This is a genomic window from Mycobacterium mantenii, assembly GCF_010731775.1.
GTDB lineage: Bacteria > Actinomycetota > Actinomycetes > Mycobacteriales > Mycobacteriaceae > Mycobacterium > Mycobacterium mantenii.
This window is the reverse complement of the sequence record NZ_AP022590.1, coordinates 5010858-5033207: the sequence shown is the minus strand read 5'-3', so window position 1 is coordinate 5033207 and position 22350 is coordinate 5010858. Positions and strand designations below refer to the sequence as shown.

24 protein-coding genes and 2 pseudogenes are annotated in these 22350 nt (G+C 66.2%); 11 read left to right on the top strand and 15 right to left on the bottom strand.

Translation table 11 applies throughout. The features are described 5' to 3' along the window. Window positions 1-76: 76 nt before the first annotated feature. A protein-coding gene (locus tag G6N50_RS23040; protein WP_142275582.1) for an IS3 family transposase occupies window positions 77-1338 on the top strand; the annotation gives its coding sequence in 2 pieces (ribosomal slippage) (window positions 77-365 and window positions 365-1338; 1263 coding nt in all). Window positions 1339-1737: 399 nt separating this feature from the next. Here G6N50_RS23040 and G6N50_RS23035 read toward each other — a convergent pair. Then, complete coding sequence (locus G6N50_RS23035) at window positions 1738-2298, bottom strand: MarR family winged helix-turn-helix transcriptional regulator (protein WP_232068822.1); 561 nt, start codon at window positions 2296-2298, stop codon at window positions 1738-1740. A gap of 160 nt (window positions 2299-2458) precedes the next feature. On the opposite strand from G6N50_RS23035, the gene G6N50_RS23030 reads away from it, so the two are divergent. Both G6N50_RS23030 and G6N50_RS23025 read left to right on the top strand, forming a co-directional pair. After that, a complete protein-coding gene (locus G6N50_RS23030) occupies window positions 2459-2959 on the top strand; it encodes a Dps family protein (protein WP_142275583.1) in 501 nt (166 codons plus the stop codon). Between the two features lie 318 nt (window positions 2960-3277). Then, complete coding sequence (locus G6N50_RS23025) at window positions 3278-3541, top strand: hypothetical protein (protein ID WP_083095517.1); 264 nt, start codon at window positions 3278-3280, stop codon at window positions 3539-3541. Window positions 3542-3778: 237 nt separating this feature from the next. On the opposite strand, the pseudogene G6N50_RS23020 reads toward G6N50_RS23025, so the two are convergent. Beyond that, window positions 3779-3898, bottom strand: a pseudogene (locus G6N50_RS23020) (helix-turn-helix domain-containing protein); the annotation flags it as partial. 26 nt (window positions 3899-3924) lie between these two features. On the opposite strand from G6N50_RS23020, the pseudogene G6N50_RS23015 reads away from it, so the two are divergent. After that, a pseudogene (locus G6N50_RS23015) lies at window positions 3925-4358 on the top strand (ANTAR domain-containing protein); the annotation flags it as partial. Window positions 4359-4403: 45 nt separating this feature from the next. On the opposite strand, the gene G6N50_RS23010 reads toward G6N50_RS23015, so the two are convergent. The 3 genes from G6N50_RS23010 to G6N50_RS23000 all read right to left on the bottom strand — a co-directional run bounded on the left by G6N50_RS23010 (window position 4404) and on the right by G6N50_RS23000 (window position 6013). Then, window positions 4404-5051 carry a restriction endonuclease gene (locus G6N50_RS23010; RefSeq protein WP_083095518.1) on the bottom strand — a complete coding sequence of 216 codons (648 nt, stop codon included), beginning with the start codon at window positions 5049-5051 and terminating at the stop codon, window positions 4404-4406. A 109-nt stretch (window positions 5052-5160) separates the two neighbouring features. Continuing rightward, a complete protein-coding gene (locus G6N50_RS23005; protein ID WP_083095519.1) occupies window positions 5161-5463 on the bottom strand; it encodes a DUF4193 domain-containing protein in 303 nt (100 codons plus the stop codon). Window positions 5464-5695: 232 nt separating this feature from the next. Then, on the bottom strand, window positions 5696-6013 hold the full coding sequence (locus tag G6N50_RS23000; RefSeq protein ID WP_083095520.1) for a hypothetical protein: 318 nt from the start codon (window positions 6011-6013) through the stop codon (window positions 5696-5698). Between the two features lie 230 nt (window positions 6014-6243). On the opposite strand from G6N50_RS23000, the gene G6N50_RS22995 reads away from it, so the two are divergent. Further along, window positions 6244-6930, top strand: coding sequence for an HAD family hydrolase (locus tag G6N50_RS22995; protein WP_083095521.1), 687 nt, complete (start codon window positions 6244-6246; stop codon window positions 6928-6930). A 15-nt stretch (window positions 6931-6945) separates the two neighbouring features. Here the strand turns inward: G6N50_RS22995 and G6N50_RS22990 are convergent, their stop codons facing one another. Both G6N50_RS22990 and G6N50_RS22985 read right to left on the bottom strand, forming a co-directional pair. Further along, window positions 6946-7446, bottom strand: coding sequence for a DUF6328 family protein (locus G6N50_RS22990; protein ID WP_083095623.1), 501 nt, complete (start codon window positions 7444-7446; stop codon window positions 6946-6948). Window positions 7447-7627: 181 nt separating this feature from the next. Continuing rightward, entirely contained in the window at window positions 7628-7993 is a 366-nt protein-coding gene (locus G6N50_RS22985; RefSeq protein WP_232068821.1) for an STAS domain-containing protein, read from the bottom strand. A 168-nt stretch (window positions 7994-8161) separates the two neighbouring features. On the opposite strand from G6N50_RS22985, the gene G6N50_RS22980 reads away from it, so the two are divergent. From G6N50_RS22980 to G6N50_RS22955, 6 genes are all read left to right on the top strand, one after another. Continuing rightward, window positions 8162-9064 (top strand): STAS domain-containing protein, encoded by a 903-nt coding sequence (locus tag G6N50_RS22980; RefSeq protein WP_083095523.1) that lies wholly within the window; start codon window positions 8162-8164, stop codon window positions 9062-9064. Window positions 9065-9086: 22 nt separating this feature from the next. Then, window positions 9087-9476, top strand: coding sequence for an STAS domain-containing protein (locus G6N50_RS22975; protein ID WP_083095524.1), 390 nt, complete (start codon window positions 9087-9089; stop codon window positions 9474-9476). Then, on the top strand, window positions 9469-9876 hold the full coding sequence (locus G6N50_RS22970) for an ATP-binding protein (protein WP_083095525.1): 408 nt from the start codon (window positions 9469-9471) through the stop codon (window positions 9874-9876). Before G6N50_RS22975 ends, G6N50_RS22970 begins: the two co-directional genes overlap by 8 nt. A gap of 46 nt (window positions 9877-9922) precedes the next feature. Further along, complete coding sequence (locus tag G6N50_RS22965; RefSeq protein ID WP_179970054.1) at window positions 9923-10498, top strand: SpoIIE family protein phosphatase; 576 nt, start codon at window positions 9923-9925, stop codon at window positions 10496-10498. Further along, window positions 10495-12705: a SpoIIE family protein phosphatase gene (locus tag G6N50_RS22960; RefSeq protein ID WP_083095527.1), complete on the top strand. Its 2211-nt coding sequence runs from the start codon at window positions 10495-10497 to the stop codon at window positions 12703-12705. The genes G6N50_RS22965 and G6N50_RS22960 overlap by 4 nt, the downstream gene beginning before the upstream one ends. Window positions 12706-12790: 85 nt before the next feature. Next, window positions 12791-13804, top strand: a complete 1014-nt coding sequence (locus G6N50_RS22955; RefSeq protein WP_083095624.1) for an iron-containing redox enzyme family protein — start codon at window positions 12791-12793, stop codon at window positions 13802-13804. Here the strand turns inward: G6N50_RS22955 and G6N50_RS22950 are convergent. The 8 genes from G6N50_RS22950 to fdh form a co-directional block, all read right to left on the bottom strand. Beyond that, window positions 13740-13985 carry a CDGSH iron-sulfur domain-containing protein gene (locus G6N50_RS22950; RefSeq protein WP_169926964.1) on the bottom strand — a complete coding sequence of 82 codons (246 nt, stop codon included), beginning with the start codon at window positions 13983-13985 and terminating at the stop codon, window positions 13740-13742. The two genes, G6N50_RS22955 and G6N50_RS22950, sit on opposite strands and share 65 nt — an antisense overlap. Then, window positions 13982-14671: a HemK2/MTQ2 family protein methyltransferase gene (locus tag G6N50_RS22945; protein ID WP_083095528.1), complete on the bottom strand. Its 690-nt coding sequence runs from the start codon at window positions 14669-14671 to the stop codon at window positions 13982-13984. Before G6N50_RS22945 ends, G6N50_RS22950 begins: the two co-directional genes overlap by 4 nt. A 106-nt stretch (window positions 14672-14777) precedes the next feature. Beyond that, window positions 14778-15332: a type 1 glutamine amidotransferase domain-containing protein gene (locus tag G6N50_RS22940; RefSeq protein ID WP_083095529.1), complete on the bottom strand. Its 555-nt coding sequence runs from the start codon at window positions 15330-15332 to the stop codon at window positions 14778-14780. A 52-nt stretch (window positions 15333-15384) separates the two neighbouring features. After that, on the bottom strand, window positions 15385-15783 hold the full coding sequence (locus G6N50_RS22935; RefSeq protein ID WP_372509952.1) for a malate dehydrogenase: 399 nt from the start codon (window positions 15781-15783) through the stop codon (window positions 15385-15387). A 183-nt stretch (window positions 15784-15966) separates the two neighbouring features. Then, the gene (locus G6N50_RS22930) at window positions 15967-16953 is read right to left on the bottom strand and encodes an LLM class F420-dependent oxidoreductase (protein WP_083095531.1); all 987 of its coding nucleotides are present in this window, start codon (window positions 16951-16953) and stop codon (window positions 15967-15969) included. Window positions 16954-17000: 47 nt separating this feature from the next. Then, window positions 17001-18086, bottom strand: coding sequence for an NrfD/PsrC family molybdoenzyme membrane anchor subunit (gene nrfD, locus G6N50_RS22925; RefSeq protein WP_083095532.1), 1086 nt, complete (start codon window positions 18084-18086; stop codon window positions 17001-17003). Beyond that, window positions 18083-19066 (bottom strand): 4Fe-4S dicluster domain-containing protein, encoded by a 984-nt coding sequence (locus G6N50_RS22920; RefSeq protein WP_083095533.1) that lies wholly within the window; start codon window positions 19064-19066, stop codon window positions 18083-18085. The genes nrfD and G6N50_RS22920 overlap by 4 nt, the downstream gene beginning before the upstream one ends. Then, entirely contained in the window at window positions 19066-22335 is a 3270-nt protein-coding gene (fdh, locus tag G6N50_RS22915) for a formate dehydrogenase (RefSeq protein WP_142275588.1), read from the bottom strand. The genes G6N50_RS22920 and fdh overlap by 1 nt, the downstream gene beginning before the upstream one ends. Between the last annotated feature and the right edge of the window lie 15 nt (window positions 22336-22350).

Genomic DNA, 22350 nt, shown 5'->3' with positions numbered 1-22350 from the left:
ATGCACCTTCCCAAGGAAGGAGGTGCGCATCAAACGCGGGATGGTTCAGACTCCACTTCTTGGGAAGGTTGGAGTCATGTCAGAGAGGACGTCGAGACGTTACCCCCCAGAGCTGCGGGAGCGGGCTGTGCGGATGGTCGTCGAGATCAGTGATCAGCACGATTCGGAGTGGGCGGCGATCTGTGAGGTCGCCCGGCTGCTCGGGGTTGGCACGGCCGAGACGGTGCGCAAGTGGGTGCGCCAGGCCCAGATTAATGCCGGCTCACGACCTGGTACGACAAGCGAGGAGTCCGCTGAGCTGAAGAAGCTCAGGCGGGAAGTCGCCGAATTGCGAAGGGCCAACGCGATTTTGAAGACCGCGTCGGCTTTCTTCGCGGCCGAACTCGACCGGCCAGCGCACTAATCACCCGGTTCATCGCCGAGCATCAGGGCCACCGAGACGGTCCTGACGGTCTGCGGTGGGGTGTCGAGTCGATCTGCGCACAGTTGACCAAGCTGGGTGTGCCGGTCGCCCCATCGACCTTCTACGACCAGGTCCATCGCGAGCCCAGTCGCCGCCAGGGCCGTGACGAGGTCCTCAAGCGCGAGATCGTGCGGGTTCACACCGCCAATTACGGCGTCTACGGTGCCCGCAAGGTGTGGCTGGCCCTGAACCGCGAGGGGATCCCGGTGGCCCGCTGCACCGTGGAACGGCTGATGGCCGAACTCGACCTGGCCGGGGCGGTGCGCGGCAAGACCAAGAAGACCACGATCGCCGACCCAACCGAGGCCCGGCCAGCTGATCTTGTCCAGCGCCGGTTCGGTCCGCCGACCCCGAACCGACTGTGGGTGGCAGACCTCACCTACGTGTCGACGTGGTCGGGGTTCGCTTACGTCGCGTTCGTCACCGACGCCTATGCCCGCCGGATCCTGGGCTGGCGAGTCGCCGCTACGATGACCACCTCGATGGTCCTCGACTCCATCGAGCAATCCATCTGGACCCGCCAGCAAGGAGGTGTGCTGGATCTGAAAGATGTTGTCCACCATACGGATAGAGGGTCTCAGTATACGCCGATCCGGTTCAGCGAGCGGCTTGCCGAGGCTGGCATCCAGCCCTCGGTCGGGGCGGTCGGCAGCTCTTATGACAACGCGCTCGCCGAGACAATCAACGGCCTGTACAAGACCGAGCTGATCAAACCCGGCAAACCCTGGCGCACCATCGACGACGTCGAACTGGCCACCGCCCGGTGGGTCCACTGGTTCAACCACAGCCGCCTCTACCAATACTGCGGCGACATCCCACCAGTCGAACTGGAGACGGCCTACTACGCTCAACAACGAAGACCAGTCGCCGGCTGAGTCCTCAAATCAGAAAGTCTCCGAACTCACCGGGGCGGTTCATAGGGATGTCGAAGCCTTCATGCAGGAAGTGTCCCTACTTGGGGAACCAGACCAGTTGTTCGTGTGCCTGGGTGACAAGACCTACAAGGCGCTTTCCGGGTCATTACCCGCGGATTCGCGAGTTGTGAAAGTTCCGCACTACAGCGCCTCCAATGCGCGTGTCCACAAGGGACGGCCAGAGGTGTATCGAGCAAAATGCCAGCAAGCGTTGGCTGAATACCTCTGATCCGCCGCTCCGGGCCTACTCCTGGCCGCTGCCCCACACCAGGAGCGCCATGATGGCCGATGCTAGGTGGGAGTGCGTCTGTCACGTACACGCGCGTGGTGGCGATGATTCGCGCAACTTGCTGAGTTCCTTCAATTGCTGATGAGTTTCCCTATCGGCGTGTCTGAGGACGGGCGACCGGGCACCACATGAGCGTCGCCACTGGCAGCGACGGCGATGCGTTCGAATGCATCAGCAAGCACGTCGAGGTCAACGCCGTCGAGATGATCGAATAGATGGCGGCGCAGGCTGTCGACGTGGCCGGGAGTGGCTTGCTGCAGCCGGGTGAGCCCGGCATCAGTGAGGGTAGCGTTGTAGGCCCGCGCGTCGTGGTCTGACTTTTCGCGCCGGACCAAACCTTGAGCCTCCATCCGACCAACGGTGCGACTGATCGCGCTTAACGATTGCTGGCAGCGGTGCGCCAATTCGCTTAGCCCTAAGGTGCGGTTGGGCGCCTCGGATAAGAACATCAGCGCGATATATTCCGCGTGCGACATGTGATGCTCGCGTTGCAGGTCGGTATCGATCCGCCTCATCATGGCCACGAACGCAGGGTGAAGCGCGCGAATCACCTTGAACTCGCCCACGTTAATCGGGGTGCCCCCGTCCGCCATCGTGGACGGCGGCTTCTTCCCCGCCTTGCTAGCCGCCATGAGCCAAAGATACGCAGTGCATGTTCGCGCGAGCAACTATACGGTTTGTGTTCCCTTTCACATTGCTTGAGCGCGCAAGCAACTATAAACTTGCTCACGCAAGCAACTAATCCTGAGGCGCACGAGACACGCACCGGGTCACATCACCGAGAGGAACACCATGACAACCTTGCTGCCGACCCACCGTCGTGACGCCGACGAGGTGCAGACTTTCCGAGCGTCGGACCGCTTGGCGCAGAGCCTGCAGAAAGTACTCGTTGACTTGATCGAACTGCACCTGCAGGGCAAGCAAGCGCACTGGAACCTGGTGGGGACCAACTTCCGAGACCTGCACCTACAGCTCGACGATATCGTCGACATCGCGCGCGAAGCCGCAGACACAATCGCCGAGCGCATGCGGGCCCTTGACGCAATTCCCGATGGACGCTCCGACACGGTGGCAGCGACCACGTCCGTCCCCACTATCGCACCGGGTCTGCTCAGCACCATCGAAATCGTCGATGCGATCACTACGCTGATCTACGCCACAGTGGACACTGTGCGGGCGGTTCACGATGACGTCGACGCCGCCGACCCGTCGACCGCCGATCTACTCCACTCGATCATTGCTGATTTGGAGAAGCAGGCGTGGATGGTCAAGTCGGAAAACGCTAAAGCCTGAGACGGTTGCCACCCGAACTAGTTCTCGATCATTGGTTGACATTCGAGACACGTTGTAAGACAGCTGGATGTCATTAAGTCCAACGCGATAAAGCCAGGCCGGCGCGACGGCTCTGCTACACGTTCGGTGGCAACCTCGGCCCGCTCTACTCGGGGTGGGTGTTGCACGACAACACCTCTGACACACGCTGGCTGCGCCAGGCCGTGCGCGGGACGGCAAACCATCAAAAGCATGAATCACAGTGTGGGTCGCCATCGCCCAGGTGGGCAGTGCTCACCGCACTCAGAAATTTCACCAGGAAATAAAAGGAGAGTCACAATGTCCATCACGAATCTGATCACCAAAACGCTGATCAGCGGAGCTATCGTTCTCGGCCCGTGGGTTGTGGGAGCAGCACCGGCCATCGCCGATGCGAACTCATTCAGCACCAACCCGGTCCGCCCCAACCCCGGCCCGTTCAGCGTTTTGCACTACGACTGCCCACCGACCGCACCGGCCAACAGCCCAGATCGGATGATCCGCCAGGGGCTCCGCGACGGCCTCACCGCCCCGCTGCAAGGCTTACCGGCCGCGCGTCAATGAAGCGGATACTCCGGCAGTGGCGCCGTCCCGCGTCCGTGGTGATGCAGAGGACGCGATCCGCGCGATGTGCTCGGCAAGGCGACCTACGAATCGCTTGCCCGCAAGGGTGAGACGATGACCACCAACGCGATGGTCACGTACGCATACGACCAAATCGACCAGGCCCAAACCGAACTCGAACACCCTAGTTGAGTTGCGCGAGTCGCGTGTCCGACGCGAGAGCGGCGCAGCATCCTCTCAATCGCCCTCAGCCCTCTGTTCAGCCAAGACGCGGTATACCGTCGCCCGGCTCACACCGAGGGCGTTGGCAATCGTGCTCGCCGACTCACCATTAGCGTGCATCCGCTGCGCCAGGGCGGCTAAGTGCTCGAAGACCTGCCAGGGCGACCGCGCGCTGGGTACCGGGTGCTCAGGAAGCGGGGATCACCGTTACCAGCCGACAGAACGAGGTCGGCACTCCGTCGGTCACGCACGACTGCGCCGGGTTGCTCGACGAATTCCAGCAGCGCCACCTCGAAGGGCCCTGCGTGCATGCCGCGTGGACCACCCGCGGGCCTTCTCCGAGGACTCGCGCCGGATCGCCGCCATCTTCGCGACGCTCGGCGCCCTGGCGTGGAGCAACGTCGTGCGCAACCAACAGTTCCGGGAAGCCCTGAGCACCCGCGACACGATCGGACAGGCCAAAGGCATCCTCATCGAGCGCTACGACCTCGACGACCAGACGGCCTTCAACACCCTGATCAAACTGTCGCAGAGCATGAACACCCCGCTGCGCGACGTCGCGCGCCGGGTGATCGAGGGCGCAACACGGCGGTGACGTCACGGGGCTCGGGCCGAACATGCCGCGGCCCAGGGCATCTCGCTAGCTTTCCCACTCCGCTTCCAGCCGCCGTGGCCCGGTATGGGGCGCGACCCCGTGGGTGCGCCGCGGACCCCGCACGGGAATGGGCGCGATGCGCGCCCAGCTCTGCAACTGCGTGCGCCCCACCAGACGGCAGTGGTGGGTGACCGCCAATTGGCGAGCCGCCTTGGTGAAGGTCTGGTTGGTCACCACGACCGTGCGGTTACAGCCATGCTGCAGCGCCCCGGCTACGACCTGCTGGACCGCGGCCACGCCCACGGCCTTCGCCAGCCGCTTGCATTGAACGGCCATGCGGGCACCGTCTTTTCTGGCGATCAGATCCACGCCGTAGTCGCCGGTGCTGGCCGTGGGTGTCACGGTGTAGCCCGCGATGCGTAGCTGTGCCGCAACGAATTCCTCGAATTCGATGCCGGACATCCGATCGATGGCCCGCAGCCCGGATTTCGCGCATTTGAGGTCGCGTCGTCGCTGGGAGTCGGCCTGGTAGCGATCCCGTTGCACCGAAAGCCACCACAGAATGGCCACCGCGGCGGCGAGCCCGCCCAGTCCCGCCGCGCATCCCGCCGGCAGGCTGCCGGTGCTCTTTTGCGTGAAATACCAAGGGAGCGCCAACCCCAGCACGAGGAGCGACCCGAGTACCTTCTCCATGGCTCCTCAACGTGCCGACGCCGACTTGTTCGATGAACCTAGTGGACGCCACCGACAATCCAGCGCAGGTGCACGGCCGCGCCGCGGGACGCGGGGCGGCGCACCGGTGTCAGGCGCAGTCGGCGCACACCGGGAGGCCGGAGCTCGGGCCGCGCATCCGGCTACGGTGCTGCACCAAAAAGCAGCTCGAGCAGGTGAACTCGTCGGCCCGCTGGGGAATCACCGTCACCGACAGCTCTTCCCCGGACAGGTCGGCGCCCGGTAGTTCGAAGAAGTGCACATCGTTGGGGTCCTCGTCGACCACGGTGGTGGCAGACCCCTGCAGGGTCGGGGCCAGTTCAGGAAGGGAGGACTTGTCCTGGGTGTCGGTCTCGGATACACGGCGTGCGTCGTAGTCAGTGGTGGTCGCCATCGGGGTTCCTTCCTGCTATGGAACGGGTTGACGCACCTTGCTGTACTCACCCGTGGCGCTGGCAGTACCCCGTTCGGGGGCGCGCTACACCGAAGCAGCCCAAAAAAATTGCGGCGAACCAGGTCGCAACACCAGGCCGGCAGGCATCAGCGGCCCGTCAACGGCACCGGTGCGGTGCCGACGGTCGTGGGCTCGGCGGCGGTGTGCTGCGCGACCGGCAAACTATGGGCACTCAGCTGCTGGGCGGCGGCGCGGGGTGGTCGGAATACACGGCGTGCCAGCGCAGTTCGGCATCGCGAACTCTGCGGTGGGCACGCAGCAGCCAGGCCGCGCTCAGCGCCCCCAGTGCGGCGGACACGACCAGTGCAATGGCGCCTCCCACCAGATGTCCGGCCGCCACGGCGAACAGGCCCACGGTCATGGCGATAACCGCGGCGGCCGAGCCGAGGAGGCCGGGGGCGTTGGCACCGTTCCTGATGGATTCGCCGGCGTGCTGGCGAGTGGTACGGGCATGGTCGACTGGAGCGTTCTTGCGGAAATCCAACGTCATCCTTCGTCGAAACGTATTGTGTACCAGTATTATTCGTTGCGGCGAAATTCCACTGACGGGCACGGCGAAACCGCCCCGATCTTGCGGAACACCACCCACGGGTACCCGTCATCCCGGGGCGCAAACGACACCGCGGACTGTGTCAGCCGTGCCCGGCGTGGGTATGAAGCACACATGATTTCACGAGCACACGCGGGCGTACGCCCCGCCACCGACGCCGGGAGCCGGCCCTGACGGCGCATGGCGGTACGCCCGCCGTGTTGTTCGACGTCGATGGAACCCTGGTGGATTCCAACTACCTGCACGTCCATGCGTGGCAGCGCGCCTTCGACGCCGAGGGCATCGCGGTGGCGTCCTGGCAAATCCATCGCTGCATCGGCATGGACGGCACCAGGCTGGTGCGAACGCTCTCCGATGACGCCCCGGCCGACGTGCAGGAGCGGCTCAGCGACAAACACAGCCAGTACTACCGGGAGATCACGCCGCTGCTGCAACCTTTGCCCGGCGCCCAAGCGCTGCTGCGCCGCGTCGCCGAGCTGGGTCTACAGGTCGTGCTGGCCAGCTCGGCGCCCGAAGACGAGCTGGAGATCCTGCGCAGAGTGCTCGATTGCGACGACGTCATCTCCGAGACGACGTCATCGCGCGACGTCGACACCGCCAAACCCGAGCCCGGCATCGTGCGGGTGGCGCTTGACCGCGCCGGCGCGGATGCCGAGCACGCCGTGTTCGTCGGGGACGCCGTGTGGGACGCCCACGCCGCTGCCGGCGCGGAATTGCCGTGCATCGGACTGCTGAGCGGCGGCATCGCCCGCGCGGAATTGCAGGAGGCGGGCGCCGAACCCGTCTTCGCCGATCCCCGCGACCTGCTCGAACACCTGGAATCCTCCCGCATCGCGGCGCTCGCCTCTGGGCGTTGACCGACGGGGTCGCGGCTATTCGCCGTGGCTCCGCAGCAGCAGCGGCAGCACCCACCAGAAGAAGGCGAACAGCGGCAGGGCACACGCCCCGGCTATGAGGCCCACACTTCGTCCGGCCACCGCGGCGAAAATGATCGTGGTCAGGCCGATCAGCGCCAGACCGAGCAAGCCCAGCCCGGCATAGGCGCACCGGTGCGCGGCCGACACGAGGACTTGAAGGCGATGGCGCCGGAACAGTATCCGGTGCATCGCGACCGGGGCGATCAGCAAAACGGTCGCACACACCGCGGACACCACGGTGGCCAGATAGACGACGCGCATATGCGGCCCCAACACGTCGAAGCGCTGCTGGAACGGCAGTGTCAGCAGAAAACCGGTCAGCAACTGCACCCCGGTCTGAACCACCCGCAGCTCCTGCAGCAGGCTGTTCCAATTGCGGTCCAGCCGTTGAACTTCGGTTTCGCCCCGCTCTTGGCGATCCCACCGCTGGTCCGATTGCGGATGGTCGACGTCCATAGCCCTGATCATCGCACCCGGGGTACGTGTGGACCCAGCTTCGATGGCAATGAGCAATCAGACTCGCCGCGATCGCGCCAAAGGTGTTGCCGGCCAACTACACCTGTCGGCAGTCTGCTCACCGGCATGGGTGTGGTGCAGCAAGGTGCGGCGCGCTACTGCGCGCCGGGGCAGCGAATCGCTAGTTGAGTTTGCCGTCCCGCACCCCGGTCAACGCATCGTCGAGCGTCGGGTACAGCGGGAAGGTCTTGTCCAGGCCGGTCAGGTGGATCGGCCTGCGGGTGGCCGGGCCCCGTGCGACCACGCCGAACCCCGTCTCCCTGCCCAGCTTCTCGTAGGTCGCCGCCAGAATCTTCAGGCCGACCGAGCCGAGAAATTCCACCGCGGACAGATCGATGACCAGCGCCGCCGGACCCTCGGAGACGACCGCGCCGATCGCTTGTTCCAGGGCGGGAGCCGTGACCAAATCGATTTCGCCGCTGACACTGACCACGGAAACCCCGTCGTGGTCCTCAACCAACGTGGTAATCGAATCAGGAGCTGACAATGGCAATCCTTTGTCCTGGGCCGTGGCGTGCTTCAACCCTAGCCTGCGTTCCGAACTGCGGGAAGAATATGCCCTCTACACGTGCCCCGCGACTAGCCAGGCTAGTCTCGCAACAGGAACTACAGACCGCAGGGCGCGACGTGTACTCGGGAGGCCCGAGGAGGCCATATGTCAGATTCGCCGTCGGAGTTCAACAGTACTGGCACCGCAGCGCAGACCGTCGGCATTTCCAGTGAGGGGCTGCTTCCCCAGCTAGTTCAGCATCTCCGGCAGAACCGAACCGTTCTCCGGGAGGAATGGGCCCGCCGCATCACCGAGGCCGAGCTGCTCACCGCGATGACGCCGGAGGAGCTCTTCTCCGAAGCCACGGCGGTCTATGACAACTACGTCGAGGTGCTCGAGACCGGTAGCGTCGAGGCGCTGCAGGCCTACGCCCGTGACCTGTCCGAACGCATCATTCCGCGAGGCGTGGAGACCGACGAGGTGCTCGGCATCGTCTTGCTGCTGCGTGACGTGCTCGCCCGCTCGCTGTTCGAGAAGTATCAGACCGAGTTCGAGATGCTCAACCGGGTGCTGGACGCCTACGAACCGGCGGCCAACCGCATCGCCAACACCGTGGGTGTCAGCTTCGTGCAGGAACGCGAGCGCATCATCCGCCAGCAGCAGGAGGCCATCCGAGAGCTGTCGACGCCGGTGCTGCAGGTGCGTGAGCAACTGCTGATCCTGCCGATCATCGGCGTGCTGGACAGCCAGCGCGCCCGCCAGGTCACCGAACAGCTGCTGCGGGCCATCCGCGCGAACCGCGCCAAAGTGGTGGTCATCGACATCACCGGTGTGCCGACCATCGACTCGACGGTGGCCAACCACCTGGTGCAGACGGTCGACGCGTCCGGCCTGATGGGCGCCAGCGTGATCATCACCGGCCTGTCCTCCGAGATCGCGCTGACGCTGGTGACGATCGGGCTGGACCTGTCGAAGATGAACGCCGTCGGTGACCTGCAGGGCGGCATCGAGGAAGCCGAACGCCTGCTGGGTTACGAGGTGACCCGCACCGGCGAGCAGACCGGATAAGCACCATCGATACGAGCACCCCATGCCAGTACCGATCCTGAAACAGGGCTCGATCCTCATCGCGTCGGTACAGGCCGCCCTCACCGACTCCGACGCCGAACGCCTGCGCTACGACCTGATGGAACGGGTCAGCCAGTTCCGCGCGCAGGGCATCATCGTCGACGTCACCGCCATCGATGTGATGGATTCCTTCGCCGCCCGGTCGCTGCGGACGATTGCGCACATGACCCGGCTGCGCGGCGCGGACACCGTGATCGTCGGTTTGCAGCCGGAGGTCGCCTTCGCAATGGTCCAGCTTGGTCTGGCGTTCGACGACATGAACACCGCGCTGGATCTCGAAGAGGGCCTCGCGCTGCTGAATCGCCAAGGCGCAGCGGGGAAGTCAACGATCGGGTTCGACGGCGGTGGCTGATATCGTCGTCGCCATCGACCACCCCGACGACATCGTCGAAGCCCGCAAAGCCGGACACGAGCTCGCCCTTGATTTGGGATTCTCCCTCACCGACGTCACAATGATCGCCACGGCGATCTCCGAGATCGCCCGGAATATCACCAGCTACGCCGGCCGCGGCGCCGTCCGGGTCGCCATCGCCGACCGCGAGGGGCGTAAGGCCCTGGTGGTACGCGCCGAGGACCAGGGCCCCGGCATCGCCGACATCGAACGGGCGATGGAAGACGGTTACACGACCGGACGAGGGCTGGGCTTGGGTTTGCCGGGCGCCCGCCGCCTGATGGACCGGTTGGTCGTCGAATCCACACTGGGACAGGGAACCGTCATCGAAATGTGGAAATGGGTTCCCCCTCGTGCATGAGAGCGGTCGCTTCGGACCTATCGAATGGGCAAGGGCGGGTCGGCCTTTGCCCAGCGAACACACCTCCGGTGACCGGGGGATCGCCGTCGATGTCGGCGGTGAGGCCGCGCTGTTCGGGATGGTCGACGGCCTCGGCCATGGGCCCGCCGCCGCGGAGGCCGCGCTGCGCGCCGTCGACGTGGTCACGCGCGCCAGCACAGAGCGTGTCGAGGTGCTGATCCAGCTCTGCCACCGCGTGTTGGTCGGCACCCGCGGAGTCGCAATGACGTTGGCGCGGATGGATTTCGCCGCCAACACGCTCACCTGGGCCGGCGTCGGCAATGTCACCGCCGAGCTGGTGGCCAAGGCGCCAACCGGTATCCAGATTCGGTCCAGCGCAAGGCTTATCGGAGGCATCGTCGGCTACCGAATACCGGAAATCATTCCAGCACAAGTGGTTTCGATCCGCCCCGGCGATCTGCTTGTGATGAGCACCGACGGAATCGCCGAAGACTACCTGGACCACATCGACTTCTCGGCCACCGCTGTCGCTATCGCCGAGGGACTCCTCGGCAAGGATGCAAAAGAGACCGACGATGCGATGGTGCTGGCGGCGCGTCACAGGGGAGTAAAAAGAACTTGAGCGCTGACAACGACTTTCACGAGCAGTACGAGGCCGCGCTCCGCGCCTATCTGGACTCGCACGACGAGGCCAGCCTGTCGATCGGCAATGAGCTCGGACGCAGGGCCCTGCAGGAACAAGTCAGCCTGCTCGAAATCATCGAGCAGCACGTCCGCCTGGTCTTCGAAATCTCGCAAGACGTGCGCATCGATGCGCCGATCGCGCTGGAATTCCTCCTGCAGCTGCTGGTTCCGCTTGATGTCGCAACACGCGGCTTCATCGACGGCAACAGGCGCTACGCCGAACAGCGGGCCCGCGCCGAGGGGCTGGAAGACCGCGACAAGTTCCGCACCGCACTGGTGAATTCGCTGCAGGAAGGCTTCTTCGTCGCCGATCACGACGGCTCCGTGGTCGAGATGAACAGTGCCTTCATCGATATCCTCGGATTTCCCAACGAGGGCCTGCCGTACAAGTGGCCGCACCCCTGGCTGGTCGACACGAAGACGGCGGCCGAACAGATATCGCTGGTGCTGACCCACGGCCGGGCCGACTACGAAACACCGATCCGCCATGCCGACGGCCACCTGGCGTGGGTGAAGGTGAGCATCAACGCGGTCAAGGAAACCGGCAGCGATCGAGACGCCTACGTCGGAACGATCCGCGACATCACCGCCGAGCGTGCCTTCGCGGCCCGGGAAAGTGCGGTGCTGCGGCTTGCCACTGCCGTGGCGGTGGCCAAGAGCGTCGACGAGCTGCTGTCGATCACACTCGACGAGTGCAGCGCGGCGATCGATGTGCAACGGGTGATCGCGGTCTCGTGGCCCAACGGCGACAGCGACCCGACGGTGCAGGTGGCGGGCGAGCCGTCGGCCTCGTCGTGGCGGCAGCTGGATCCGTGGTTGCGTAATACCTTCCAGGACGCGCGTCACCAACTGCCGCTGACAGCGAAAACGATTGAGGCGCCGGACAATCCCGGCAAGGTGCAGGGCCTGGTCGCGGTGCTCTCCGGTACCGGCGACCTGGCGTTGTGGCTGGAGCTGCACACGCCACGCTGGGTCAGCGGGGAGGATCGGCTGCTGGTCACCGTGCTGATCGGCCACCTGAGCCTGGCCATGCAGCACGTGCGTCAGTTCGAGAGCGCGCGAGAGACGTCGCTGACGTTGCAGCGTGCCATGCTGCCACCGGTTCAGCCGCCGCCGGGCTTCGCGGTCCGCTACGAGCCCGCGGTGCCACCGTTGGAGATCGGCGGTGACTGGTATGACGTGTTGCCGATCGGTGAGCACCACATCGGCATCGTCGTCGGAGACTGCGTGGGTCGCGGCCTGCCGGCGGCAGCGATCATGGGGCAGCTGCGGAGTTCCGCGCGGGCGCTGCTGATCAACGGTGCCGAGCCGGCCGTGCTGCTCGATCAACTCGACTCGGCGGCATCGCTGATTCCGAATGCGTACTGCACGACGGTGTTTCTGGCGATTCTCGACACCGAGACCGGGGTGCTGCAGTACAGCAATGCCGGGCACATGCCGGCCGTCCTGGTTGGCCCGGAGCCCCGCGCCACGACGCTGTTGACCGACGCCGCATCGGTGCCACTCGCGGTCCGGCGGCATGAACCGCGCCCGCAAACCACCCAGGTGCTGCCACCCGGATCGACGCTAATGCTGTTCACCGATGGGCTCGTCGAACGCAAACACGAGTCGATTGACGACGGGATCGAGCGTGCCGCAGGCGTTCTGGCGCAGACCATGACATCACCGTTGGACACCGTCGCCGATGTGGTGCTCCGTGAACTGGCCCCGGCAGCGGGGTACGACGACGACGTCGCGATGGTGATCTACCGGCACCAACAGTCACCCTTGCGGATCGAAACCGGCGCCACCGCAGACCAATTGGTCCTCATCCGGCATCGACTGGCGAATTGGCTGCGCGCCGGTGGCGTAACGGACGAGCTGGCCGCCGACATCGTGCTGGTCGTCAGCGAAGCGTGCACCAACTGCGTCGAGCACGCATACCGCGGATTCGCCGCCGGCACCATGCTGGTCGACGTCAGTCTTGTTGACGGGCAAGTACGCACCCGGATCACCGATTACGGCTCGTGGAAGGCGCCGGCCACCCCACCGGGCAACGGCGGGCGGGGCCTGCCGCTGATGGGGGTGCTCAGCGACTCGATGAACCTCGACACCACCGCCACCGGCACCACCGCCGACTTCACCTTCCGGCTGCCGGCCGGCTGAGCCGGATTTGAGGGCGGTACGCAACCGCGTGCCGTTTGCCCGCCCCGCGCAGCGGGTAGACATCGGCGTGACCCGCACATCGACCATGACCGAACCCGTCCTGCCCGCGGCACACGGGCCGCTGTCGACGGCCGTGCGCTGCGCGCTGGCAGGTCCACCTTCCGTCGACCACCTGGCCCGCATCGGCGCATCCGTGCGTGATTCCGATCCTTACGGTCTGGATCTGCAACTGGCGCTGTCCATGTGTTACGAACTGCACTACCGCGGTCTGGCCGGCGTCGATCCCGCATGGGAGTGGAATCCCGCGCTGCTGGGCCTGCGCGCCGAACTAGAGCGGGTATTTCTGGCCGGCGTGCACCGCGACGTCGGGCACATCGATCCCGACCAGACCGCGGCCGCCGAGATGGAAGCGATCACGGTCGAACCCGTCGACGGCACCGGTCCGTCGTACTTTTTGCGCGATACCGGAACCTGGCAGCAGATGTGCGAATACTTCGTGCACCGCTCGCTGTATCACCTCAAAGAGGGTGATCCGCACGCGTGGGCCATCCCGCGTCTGACGGGAATGGCCAAGGCGGCATTCGTGGCAGTCGAATTCGACGAGTACGGCGCCGGACGGGGCTCGCGGCTGCACCAGCAGCTGTTCGCCGACCTGCTGGCGGCGGCCGGTCTGGACGCGACCTACTGGGGTTACGTCGACGCGGTGCCCGCCGAATCCCTGGCGGTGGTCAACCTGATGTCGCTGTTCGGACTGCACCGCTCGTTGCGCGGCGCGGCGATCGGGCACTTCGCCTCGACGGAGATCACCTCACCGCCGGGGTCGCAGCGCATGGTCAAAGCCCTGCGGCGCCTGCAGGCCCCGGAGGCGTGCGTCGAGTTCTACAGCGAGCACGTCGAGGCCGACGCGGTACACGAACACGTGGTGCGTATCGACGTGGTGGGCGATCTCGTCGCGCAGGAGCCGAAGCTCGAGCACGATGTGATCTTCGGAATCCGTGCCCATGCCGCGGTCGAAAACCGCTTGGCGGAACGGATTATGACGTCGTGGCAGCAGAATCGGACGTCGTTGCGGAGCCCGCTGGAGCATCCGACGTTTTGAGGCGCCGGCACCGGCGATGGCTGGTGTCGCACAACGGGTAGCGGCCGCTGCGGCGGCAGGTACAGATCGCCACCATGAACCGGTCGGACTCGACGACCTCGCCGCCGGGCATCTCGATTCGCACCGGACCCGAGACCAGCACGGGCCCGTTGGGCACCACCTGCACCCGGGTGGCGGTCACCGTTTCTCCGCCCGGATCACGATCAGCTCCTCTTCGCGCCGCCCGCGCGGTATCAGGCCGACCTCTTCCAGCCACTTCGCCCGGGACGACAGCACCGGGCCGAACGGGATCCATTTGGAGGCAATCACTTTCGCGTCCATGCCGGCCCACTTCAGGGAATCCAGCGACTGTTGGACACCGGCGAGCGCCGAATGCACCAGTAGCAGGGATCCGCCGTCGCGCAACAGCTTTGGCGCCGACTCGCACAGCGGGTCGAGGACCATCCGGCCATCGACGCCGGCGTTCCACGCCCATGACGGTCCGGCCGTCGGGCAGATCTCCTGCAGCTCGGCACCGGGCGGTGTGGGCACATAAGGCGGGTTGGACACCACCACATCGAACGGCGCGCAATCCACCGCGGCGATCCACGATCCTTCGCGGACGTCGACCTCCACCCCGGCAACCGCAGCGTTCTCCCGAGCACAACGCACCGCGTGCGGGCAGATGTCGAAGGCCGTCGCACCGGCGCAACCCATCGCCGCGGCCGCGATAGCGACGAACCCGCTACCGGTGCACAGATCGAGAACCCTGCGCCCCGGGATGAGGCCGGTGTCGTGCATCACGTCCACCAGCAAACGAGAGTCTTGTTGCGGCTGATACACGTTGGGAGCGGGCGAGACAGCGGGCTCGAGATACGTGGTCGTCACTGTTGGCCTTTCGAGAACCCTACGGAAATTGCCGCTGAACACGGCTTGGCGGGATAATGCCCGCAAACCGGTGGATTCAAACGGAGCAGCCGAAAAGTCATTGCGGCTAACCCGCTGTCCCATGGGCGAACTGCTTGAGGATGGTCGCGCAGAACGCCGGGAGGTCCGACGGCGAGCGGCTGGTGATCAGATTGCCGTCGACGACGACTTCCTCGTCGACGACGTGGGCGCCCGCGTTGCGCAGATCGGTGCGGATACTGGGATACGACGTCAACGTCCGGCCCACCGCCACGCCGGCTTCCACCAGCGTCCAGGGACCATGACAGATGGCCGCCACCGGCTTTCCCGACCCGACGAAATCGCGGACGAAGGACACGGCGGAGTCGTCCATGCGCAGCTTGTCCGGGTTCACGGTGCCGCCCGGCAGCAGCAGACCGTCGAATTCATCCACCGAGGCCTCGGATACCTTCCGGTCCACAGGGAACGCTCCGGCCGGTTCGAGATCGTGGTTACGCGCCTGAATTTCGCCGTCCTTCAAAGACAGCAGCTGCACCTGTGCGCCGGCCTCCTGCAGCGCCGCACGCGGCTGTTCGAGCTCCACCTTTTCCACGCCGTCAGCGGCGAGGATCGCTATTTTCTTGCCCTGCAATTCGTTTGACATCGTCGCTTCCCTTCCGCGATCGCCGATTTCCCCTCGGATCAAGAGCGCGTAGCTACGGAGCGCCCCGCCCAGCCCCGTTGCCGGTGGTTCGCAGCGCCGTGTAGAGGTCGAGCCCGGCGATACCGGAGAGGAGGGTGGCCGAGATCACGCCCTGGCGCCGTCGCCCGGGGCCGCGGGCGGCCACACCGGCGATCAACAGCGCCATGTCCAGCACGTCGCCGGCCACCCGGGTCCACACCAACTTGGCGGGCCCGCCCAGCAGTGCCGCGCCATGACCGCATTCACGCACCCCGAGCGCGCGGATCACCCGCCGCGAGCGGCTGGTGTCGTCCACACCGGCGATGGCGGCGACCTTCCCCGGGGCCACCAGCTCGCTCACCCCCAGGCCGAAGCTGGCGCCGCTGAGGGCCTTTACGAGTGTTCCTGTTGTGTCACCGGTTCGATCGGTCATCATTGACTCCCCCTGCTTTGCCGGATTGCGGATACCTGCGGGCCCGGCTGTGCGGCAGCAGCGCGGGGCCAACGCCCGCCGGCACGCCCGTTCACGGTCCCAGCACTATCGACGTCCCGACATCTGGCTGGCCGCGCCCGACTGCGACCCGGATACCCGGGCGAGTTGCGGTCAAACCCGCGATCAGTTTGCTGCGTCGCGCAGGGCAGCCAGCAAAGGCTCCGCGGCGTCGGAGAGAAACCTTTCCTGGGTTTCTCCGCCGATCTGCACGAGCGCGATATCGGTGAACCCGGCTTCCCAGTAGGGCCGCACGCTCTCGACGATCGCGTCGAGGTCAGGACCGCACGGAATCGTCTCGGCGACGTCTTCGGGCCGCACGAACTGGGTCGCGCCGGCGAAGCCGGCCGGCGTCGGCAGGTCGGCATTGACCTTCCAGCCGCCGGCAAACCACCGGAACTGGTCGTGCGCACGCTTGACGGCGGTGTCCCGATCGGGATCCCAGGACACCGGTATCTGGCCGACCACCCGTCCGCCGCCGGCGAGATTGGCGGCTTGCCGGGCGCCGTGCCAGGCGTCGACCAGTTCCTTCTTGGGTTCCGTCGCGATCAGGTGGTCGGCCAGCTTGGCGAATTTGTCGACCGCTCTGGTGCCCCCGACCGCCACCCCGATGCCGACCGGAACGTCGGGGACGTCCCACAGCCGCGCCGAATCGACCTGAAAGTAATCGCCGGTGAAGTCCACCAATTGCCCGCCGAACAACTCCCGGATGATTTTGATGGCCTCGCGCAGCATGTCCTGCCGCCGCCCGACGGCCGGCCAGCCCTTGCCGACGACGTGTTCGTTCAGGTTTTCACCGCTGCCCAGCCCCAGGGTGAACCTGCCGTCGGACAGGATCTGCACGGTGGCCGCCTGCTGGGCCACGATGGCGGGGTGATACCGCATCGTCGGGCACGTCACATAGGTGTAGAGGTCGACCCGTTCGGTGGCCTGCGCGACCGCACCCAGCACCGCCCAGGCGTTGGGCGCGTGCCCTTGTGAGGTGAGCCACGGCGAGAAGTGGTCACTGCACACGTGAAAGTCGAAGCCGCGCTCTTCAGCCGAAACCGCGTACCGGACAAGGTCTTTGGGTCCACTCTGCTCGGTCATCAAAGTGTAGCCAAAATTCGTCATGCGTGACGGAGTACCCGGCTGCACCGAGCGCAAACGAGCAGCGCTTACTACTCCGCGGTGGTGATAGAGTCCCCGGTGACGCCTGCCGCCCGGCGGGCGGCCAGCCTGCGCTTCTGCGGCTCGATCGTGTAGCGGGGATCGCCGGCCGATTCCTTGCCCGCCTCGAAGAATCCGAACCTCAGCATCGCCGAGGCCGTCAGCAACGTCAGGCCGGACAACGCGGCGACGCCGCGGTGACGCCCGCCCAGCAGCGCGCCCAAACCGCCTGCGGCGGCGAGCCATTCACTGGCGGCCAGGAGCCGACCGGGCGTGCCGTGGTGCAGCGGTTCCCTGGTCACCGGGTCCATCCGGTACTCGGTGAACCTGGCGGAGATCAGGTCGCCGATCGCGCCGATGACGGCCAGCTTGCGGGCGGGCCCGGCCTCGGCGACCGGGGTGGTGATCAGCGCCAAGCCCGAGCCGGCCAGGCTCGCCGAGCTGACGAACACGAACGGGAGATCTCGATACGCGGCGTTCCACGTCGGCGTCGCGGTGTCGGTGAGCAGCACCGCCGTGTAGACGGCCAGCGGCGCCGCGAAGACAGCGGCTTCCAATCCGGCCGGTCCCTCCACGGCTCGCAGCACGGGGCGCAACGGGCCCAACGGAATTCGCTCGCCGGTCATCCGGTCGACCTCGGACGCCGCGGCAACCCCGATGCCGGCGGAAAAGAAGCTGAGGATCCACGAGCCGATGCTCATCGGCGAGGTCGGCTTGACCGTCCTAAGCATGTTCACGAACCGCTCGGGCCGGCCCAGGTCCTTCACCAGCGCGACCGCGCCGAGGGCCACCGCGATCAGGGCGGACAGTCTGGCGTTGCGGCGCAACGTGTTTCGCCCGGTGAGCTGGGCCCCGGCGGCTAGCAGACCCGACCCACCGGCGACGCCGCCCAGGAACAGGTATGCCGCGACCTCGTGTCCCCACGGCGCGGGCTTGACCACCGGACGTCCGTAATAGGACGTGAACTCGGCTTCGGGGACCATCGGCATCTCGCGTGAGCCGTCGCCGCCGCCCCGGCGGCCCGCGCGCTTGCCTTTGCGGCGCCGGCCGCCCGTGGGCTCGGGCGGACGGAAGCTGTCGAATTCCGACGTGCTCATCGGCTGCTCCAGAAAGCCCACGCGGCGGCACCGACCATGCCCGCCGCGGCCATGCTCGCCCGCTTGAACATGGTCTTCAGGTCGGCCGTGCACACCCGCGGATCGGGCGGCAGGCCATAGACCTCCGGCTCGTCGAGCAGCAGGAACACCGAACCCGTGCCGCCGACACCGTCGTGCTCGTTGGCGCCGTAAAGCCTTGCCTCGGTGCGCCCCTCGGCGTGCAGCTGCGCGACTCGCTCGCGCGCCTGGTCCACCAGCTCGTCGTGATTGCCGAACTTGATCGACGTGGTCGGGCAGGTCTGGGCGCACGCCGGTACCTGATCCTCGACCAGGCGGTCGTAGCAGAGCGTGCACTTCTGGGCGACGCCGGTGACGAATTCCTCCTTCGGCCGGCCCGGGCGTTCCACCGGCGTCGCATACGTGCCGTCGCTGCGGCGTTCGACGACGCCGAACGGGCAACCCGCCACACACGTTCCGCAGCCGTTGCAGACGTCGTGCTGGACGACCACGGTGCCGAACTCGGTGCGGAACAGCGCGCCCGTCGGGCAGACGTCCAGGCAGCCGGCGTGCGTGCAGTGCTTGCACACGTCCGACGACATCAGCCAGCGGAACTCCGGGGTGTGCAGCGGTTGCGAAACCGGTTCCGGATCAGCATGTTTCGCGGCCCCGGGCAGGGCGGGCATGCCGAGATCGATCAGCGCACGCCCGGATTCACGGGCCTCTTCGATGCGGTCGCGGCCCTGCTCGATGAAGGCCACGTGCCGCCAGGTGCTGGCGCCCAGCGACCCGGTGTTGTCGTACGACGAGCCCAGCAGCTCGAGGTCGCCGTCGCGCGGATTGCGGTTCCACTCCTTGCAGGCGACTTCACAAGCCTTGCAACCGATGCAGATCGAGGTATCGGTGAAAAAACCCTTGCGTGGCTTGGCATCTGCCCAGCCGGCGGCCATGGCCGGGTCGGTCGGACCGGTCAGCTGTCCCATCAGCTCTCCTCGCGAGGCTCGGTGATCCGGTTATTGCCCGTCTCCACGGTTATCCCCGCGCGGGACTGGTACTCGTCGATCAGCCGCAGCAGCGCCTCGCCCTGCGGGCGGCGGCCCGGACGGATGTCGCACGACCCGGCCTTGGACTCCTGGATCTGCACGTTCGGGTCCAGGGTCACACCGAGCAGATCGTTGGCCGCATCGCCGCTCACCAACGCATCGCTGCCGACGCCCCAGTGGTAGGGCAACCCGATCTGGTGCACCGTGTGGCCGCCGACCACCAGCGGGGTCATCCGTTCGGTGACCAGCACCCGCGCCTCGATCGCGGCCCGCGGCGAGATGATCGTGGCCCACCCGTAGGGCTCGAGCCCGCGTTCGGCGGCCAGCTCCGGGGACACCTCGCAAAACATCTCGGGCTGCAGTTCGGACAGGTAGGGCAGCCATCGGCTCATCCCGCCGGCAGTGTGGTGCTCGGTGAGCCGGTAGGTGGTGAACACATACGGGTAGACGTCCACGCCGGGATCACCCGCGCTCGGCGCCCAGAGATTGTCCTTGCGCGGAAACATGATTCGTGACGGATTCTGCTGCTGAGGATACAGCGCGTTGGCGACCGGTGACTCCTGCGGCTCGTAGTGCGTGGGCAGCGGACCGTCCACCATGCCCCTGGGCGCAAACAGCCAAGCCTTGCCGTCGGCCTGCATGATGAACGGGTCGTCACCCGCCAGCGCATCCGGGCCGCCGACGTCCGGGTCCGGTCGGACGTGTGGGGCGCGATCGACGGGAAAGTCGGGCACGTCGTCGCCGACCCAACGGGCCTGTTGCTCGTCCCACCAGATGTACTTCTTGCGCTCGCTCCAAGGCTTGCCGTCCGGGTCGGCCGAGGCGCGGTTGTACAGAATCCGTCGGTCGGCCGGCCACGCCCAACCCCATTCGGACTGGCTGGGCGACGGGCCGCCGAGCGGTGCCCGGCGGGCGGCTTGGTTGACGCCGTCGGCGTACACGCCGGAGTAGATCCAGCAGCCGCATGACGTCGATCCGTCGGCACCCAATTCGGTGTATCCGGGAACGGGTTTGCCGGCTTCGGGCCCGGTCAGATAGCAGCCGCTGATCTCGGCCAGCACCGCTGTGGGATCGGGCTCGCCGTGCTCGTCGATGGGATAGTCCCAAGTCAGGTCCAGGAGCGGGCGGTCGCGTGGATCGGTCGACCCGGCCAGCCGTTGCCTGATTCGCTTGCCCAACTCGACGAAGAACTGCAGTTCGCTTTGGCAGTCGCCGGGCGGCTCGACGGCCTTGTGCCGCCACTGCACCAGGCGTTGGGTCTGGGTGAACGAGCCGGCCTTCTCGACGTGCGTCGCCGCCGGGAAGAAGAACACCTCGGTCTCGATCTCTTCGGTCTTCAGCTCGCCGGAGGCGATCTCGGGGCCGTCCTTCCAGAAGGTGGCCGACTCGATGAGGTTGAGGTCGCGCACCACCAACCACTTCAGGTGCGACATGCCCATGCGTTGCATCCGGCCGTGTGCCGATCCGACGGCCGGGTTCTGGCCGAGCAGGAAGTACCCGTCGACCTCGTCGTCGAGCATGGACATCACCGTCTGATACGTGCCGTGCGGCCCGGACAGCCGAGGCAGGTAGTCGTAGGCCCAGTCGTTGTCCGCGCGGGCGGCATCTCCCCACCATGCCTTGAGCAGGCTGACCATGTAGGTGTCCGCATCTGCCCAGAAACCCTTCTGGTTCTTCGGCCCGACCCTTTCGATGTAGTCACCGAACGTGTCGTGCACACCAGCCTTCGGCATCGACAGGTAGCCGGGAAGCAGGTTGAACAACGTCGGGATATCGGTGGAGCCCTGGATGGTGGCGTGTCCGCGCAGCGCCATGATGCCGCTGCCCGGGCGCCCCACGTTGCCCAAAAGCAGCTGCAAAATCGTTGCGGTGCGGATGAATTGGGCCCCCAACGTGTGCTGCGTCCAGCCGACGGCGTAGGCGAAACAGGTGGTGCGCTCGCGACCGGAGTTTTCGACGATGGTGCGGGCGAGGTAGTTGAAATCCTCGAGGCTGATGCCGCAGACGTCCTTCACCATCTCCGGCGTATAGCGGGCGTAATGGCGCTTGACGATCTGGAACACCGAGCGCGGATGCTGCAACGACTCGTCGCGCTGCACGCGAGCATGCGGTAACGGCGGGCCACCGCTGCCGTGCACATCGCCGGCAGCCCGGGCCGAAGCACTGGACCCATGCTCGATGTCGGCCTGTTCTTCCTCCTGGCCCGCGTACGCCCAGGTGGACAGATCATACTGTCCAGTCTCGGTATCGAAGCCCGAGAATAATCCGCCCAAATCCTCTGAATCACGGTACTTTTCGTTGATCAGGGTGGCCGCGTTGGTGTACGCGACGACGTATTCCTTGAACCACAGGTCGTTGCTGATGACGTGATTGATGAGCGCGCCCAACAGCACCACGTCGGAGCCTGCCCGGATCGCCACGTGCTTGTCGCACACCGCCGAGGTGCGGGTGAAACGCGGGTCGACGTGAATCACCTTGGCGCCGCGCGCTTTCGCCTCCTCGACCCATTGGAATCCCACCGGGTGGCACTCGGCCATGTTGGAGCCCTGGATGATGATGCAGTCGGCGTTGGCCATGTCTTGCAGTGATTGGGTGGCGCCACCGCGCCCGAAGGAGGTTCCCAGACCGGGAACCGTGGAGCTGTGTCAAATACGAGCTTGGTTCTCGATCTGGATGGCGCCGGCGGCGGTGAAGAGCTTCTTGATGATGTAGTTCTCTTCGTTGTCCAGCGTGGCGCCGCCGAGCGCGGCGATCTTCATCGTGCGGCGCAGTGGGTGGCCCTTCTTGTCGATGTCCTGCCAGGCGTGGCGGCGGGCCTCGACGAAGCGATCGGCCACCATGTCAATGGCGGTGTCCAGCTCGAGCGGCCGCCATTCGGTCGCCCGCGGCGCGCGGTAGAGCACCTGCAGCTGCCGGCCCGGCGAGTTGACCAGCTGTTCGCTCGCAGCGCCCTTGGGGCACAACCGCCCCCGCGAGATCGGCGAATCGGGGTCGCCCTCGATCTGCACGACCCGCTCGTCCTTGACGTATACCCGCTGCCCACAACCGACGGCGCAGTAGGGACAGATGCTCTGCACGACGCGGTCGGCGGTGGTGGTGCGCGGCGCAAGCGTGCGGGTGTGCTCGGAGGTGACGGCCGACCCGCGGCCGAGCTTGTCCGTCGACCGCAGCTGACGCAGGACGGGCCACTCCAGGAAAAGCCTGCGCATCGCGTTTTTTGGGGC

Bases quoted from the DNA above. Each gene is read 5' to 3' on its own strand.
- G6N50_RS23035 (WP_232068822.1), bottom strand. From the start codon at position 2,298: ATGGCGGCTAGCAAGGCGGGGAAGAAGCCGCCGTCCACGATGGCGGAC.
- G6N50_RS23030 (WP_142275583.1), top strand. From the start codon at position 2,459: ATGACAACCTTGCTGCCGACCCACCGTCGTGACGCCGACGAGGTGCAG.
- G6N50_RS23025 (WP_083095517.1), top strand. From the start codon at position 3,278: ATGTCCATCACGAATCTGATCACCAAAACGCTGATCAGCGGAGCTATC.
- G6N50_RS23010 (WP_083095518.1), bottom strand. From the start codon at position 5,051: ATGGAGAAGGTACTCGGGTCGCTCCTCGTGCTGGGGTTGGCGCTCCCT.
- G6N50_RS23005 (WP_083095519.1), bottom strand. From the start codon at position 5,463: ATGGCGACCACCACTGACTACGACGCACGCCGTGTATCCGAGACCGAC.
- G6N50_RS23000 (WP_083095520.1), bottom strand. From the start codon at position 6,013: ATGACGTTGGATTTCCGCAAGAACGCTCCAGTCGACCATGCCCGTACC.
- G6N50_RS22990 (WP_083095623.1), bottom strand. From the start codon at position 7,446: ATGGACGTCGACCATCCGCAATCGGACCAGCGGTGGGATCGCCAAGAG.
- G6N50_RS22980 (WP_083095523.1), top strand. From the start codon at position 8,162: ATGTCAGATTCGCCGTCGGAGTTCAACAGTACTGGCACCGCAGCGCAG.
- G6N50_RS22975 (WP_083095524.1), top strand. From the start codon at position 9,087: ATGCCAGTACCGATCCTGAAACAGGGCTCGATCCTCATCGCGTCGGTA.
- G6N50_RS22955 (WP_083095624.1), top strand. From the start codon at position 12,791: ATGACCGAACCCGTCCTGCCCGCGGCACACGGGCCGCTGTCGACGGCC.
- G6N50_RS22940 (WP_083095529.1), bottom strand. From the start codon at position 15,332: ATGTCAAACGAATTGCAGGGCAAGAAAATAGCGATCCTCGCCGCTGAC.
- G6N50_RS22935 (WP_372509952.1), bottom strand. From the start codon at position 15,783: ATGACCGATCGAACCGGTGACACAACAGGAACACTCGTAAAGGCCCTC.
- G6N50_RS22930 (WP_083095531.1), bottom strand. From the start codon at position 16,953: ATGACGAATTTTGGCTACACTTTGATGACCGAGCAGAGTGGACCCAAA.
- nrfD (WP_083095532.1), bottom strand. From the start codon at position 18,086: ATGAGCACGTCGGAATTCGACAGCTTCCGTCCGCCCGAGCCCACGGGC.
- G6N50_RS22920 (WP_083095533.1), bottom strand. From the start codon at position 19,066: ATGGGACAGCTGACCGGTCCGACCGACCCGGCCATGGCCGCCGGCTGG.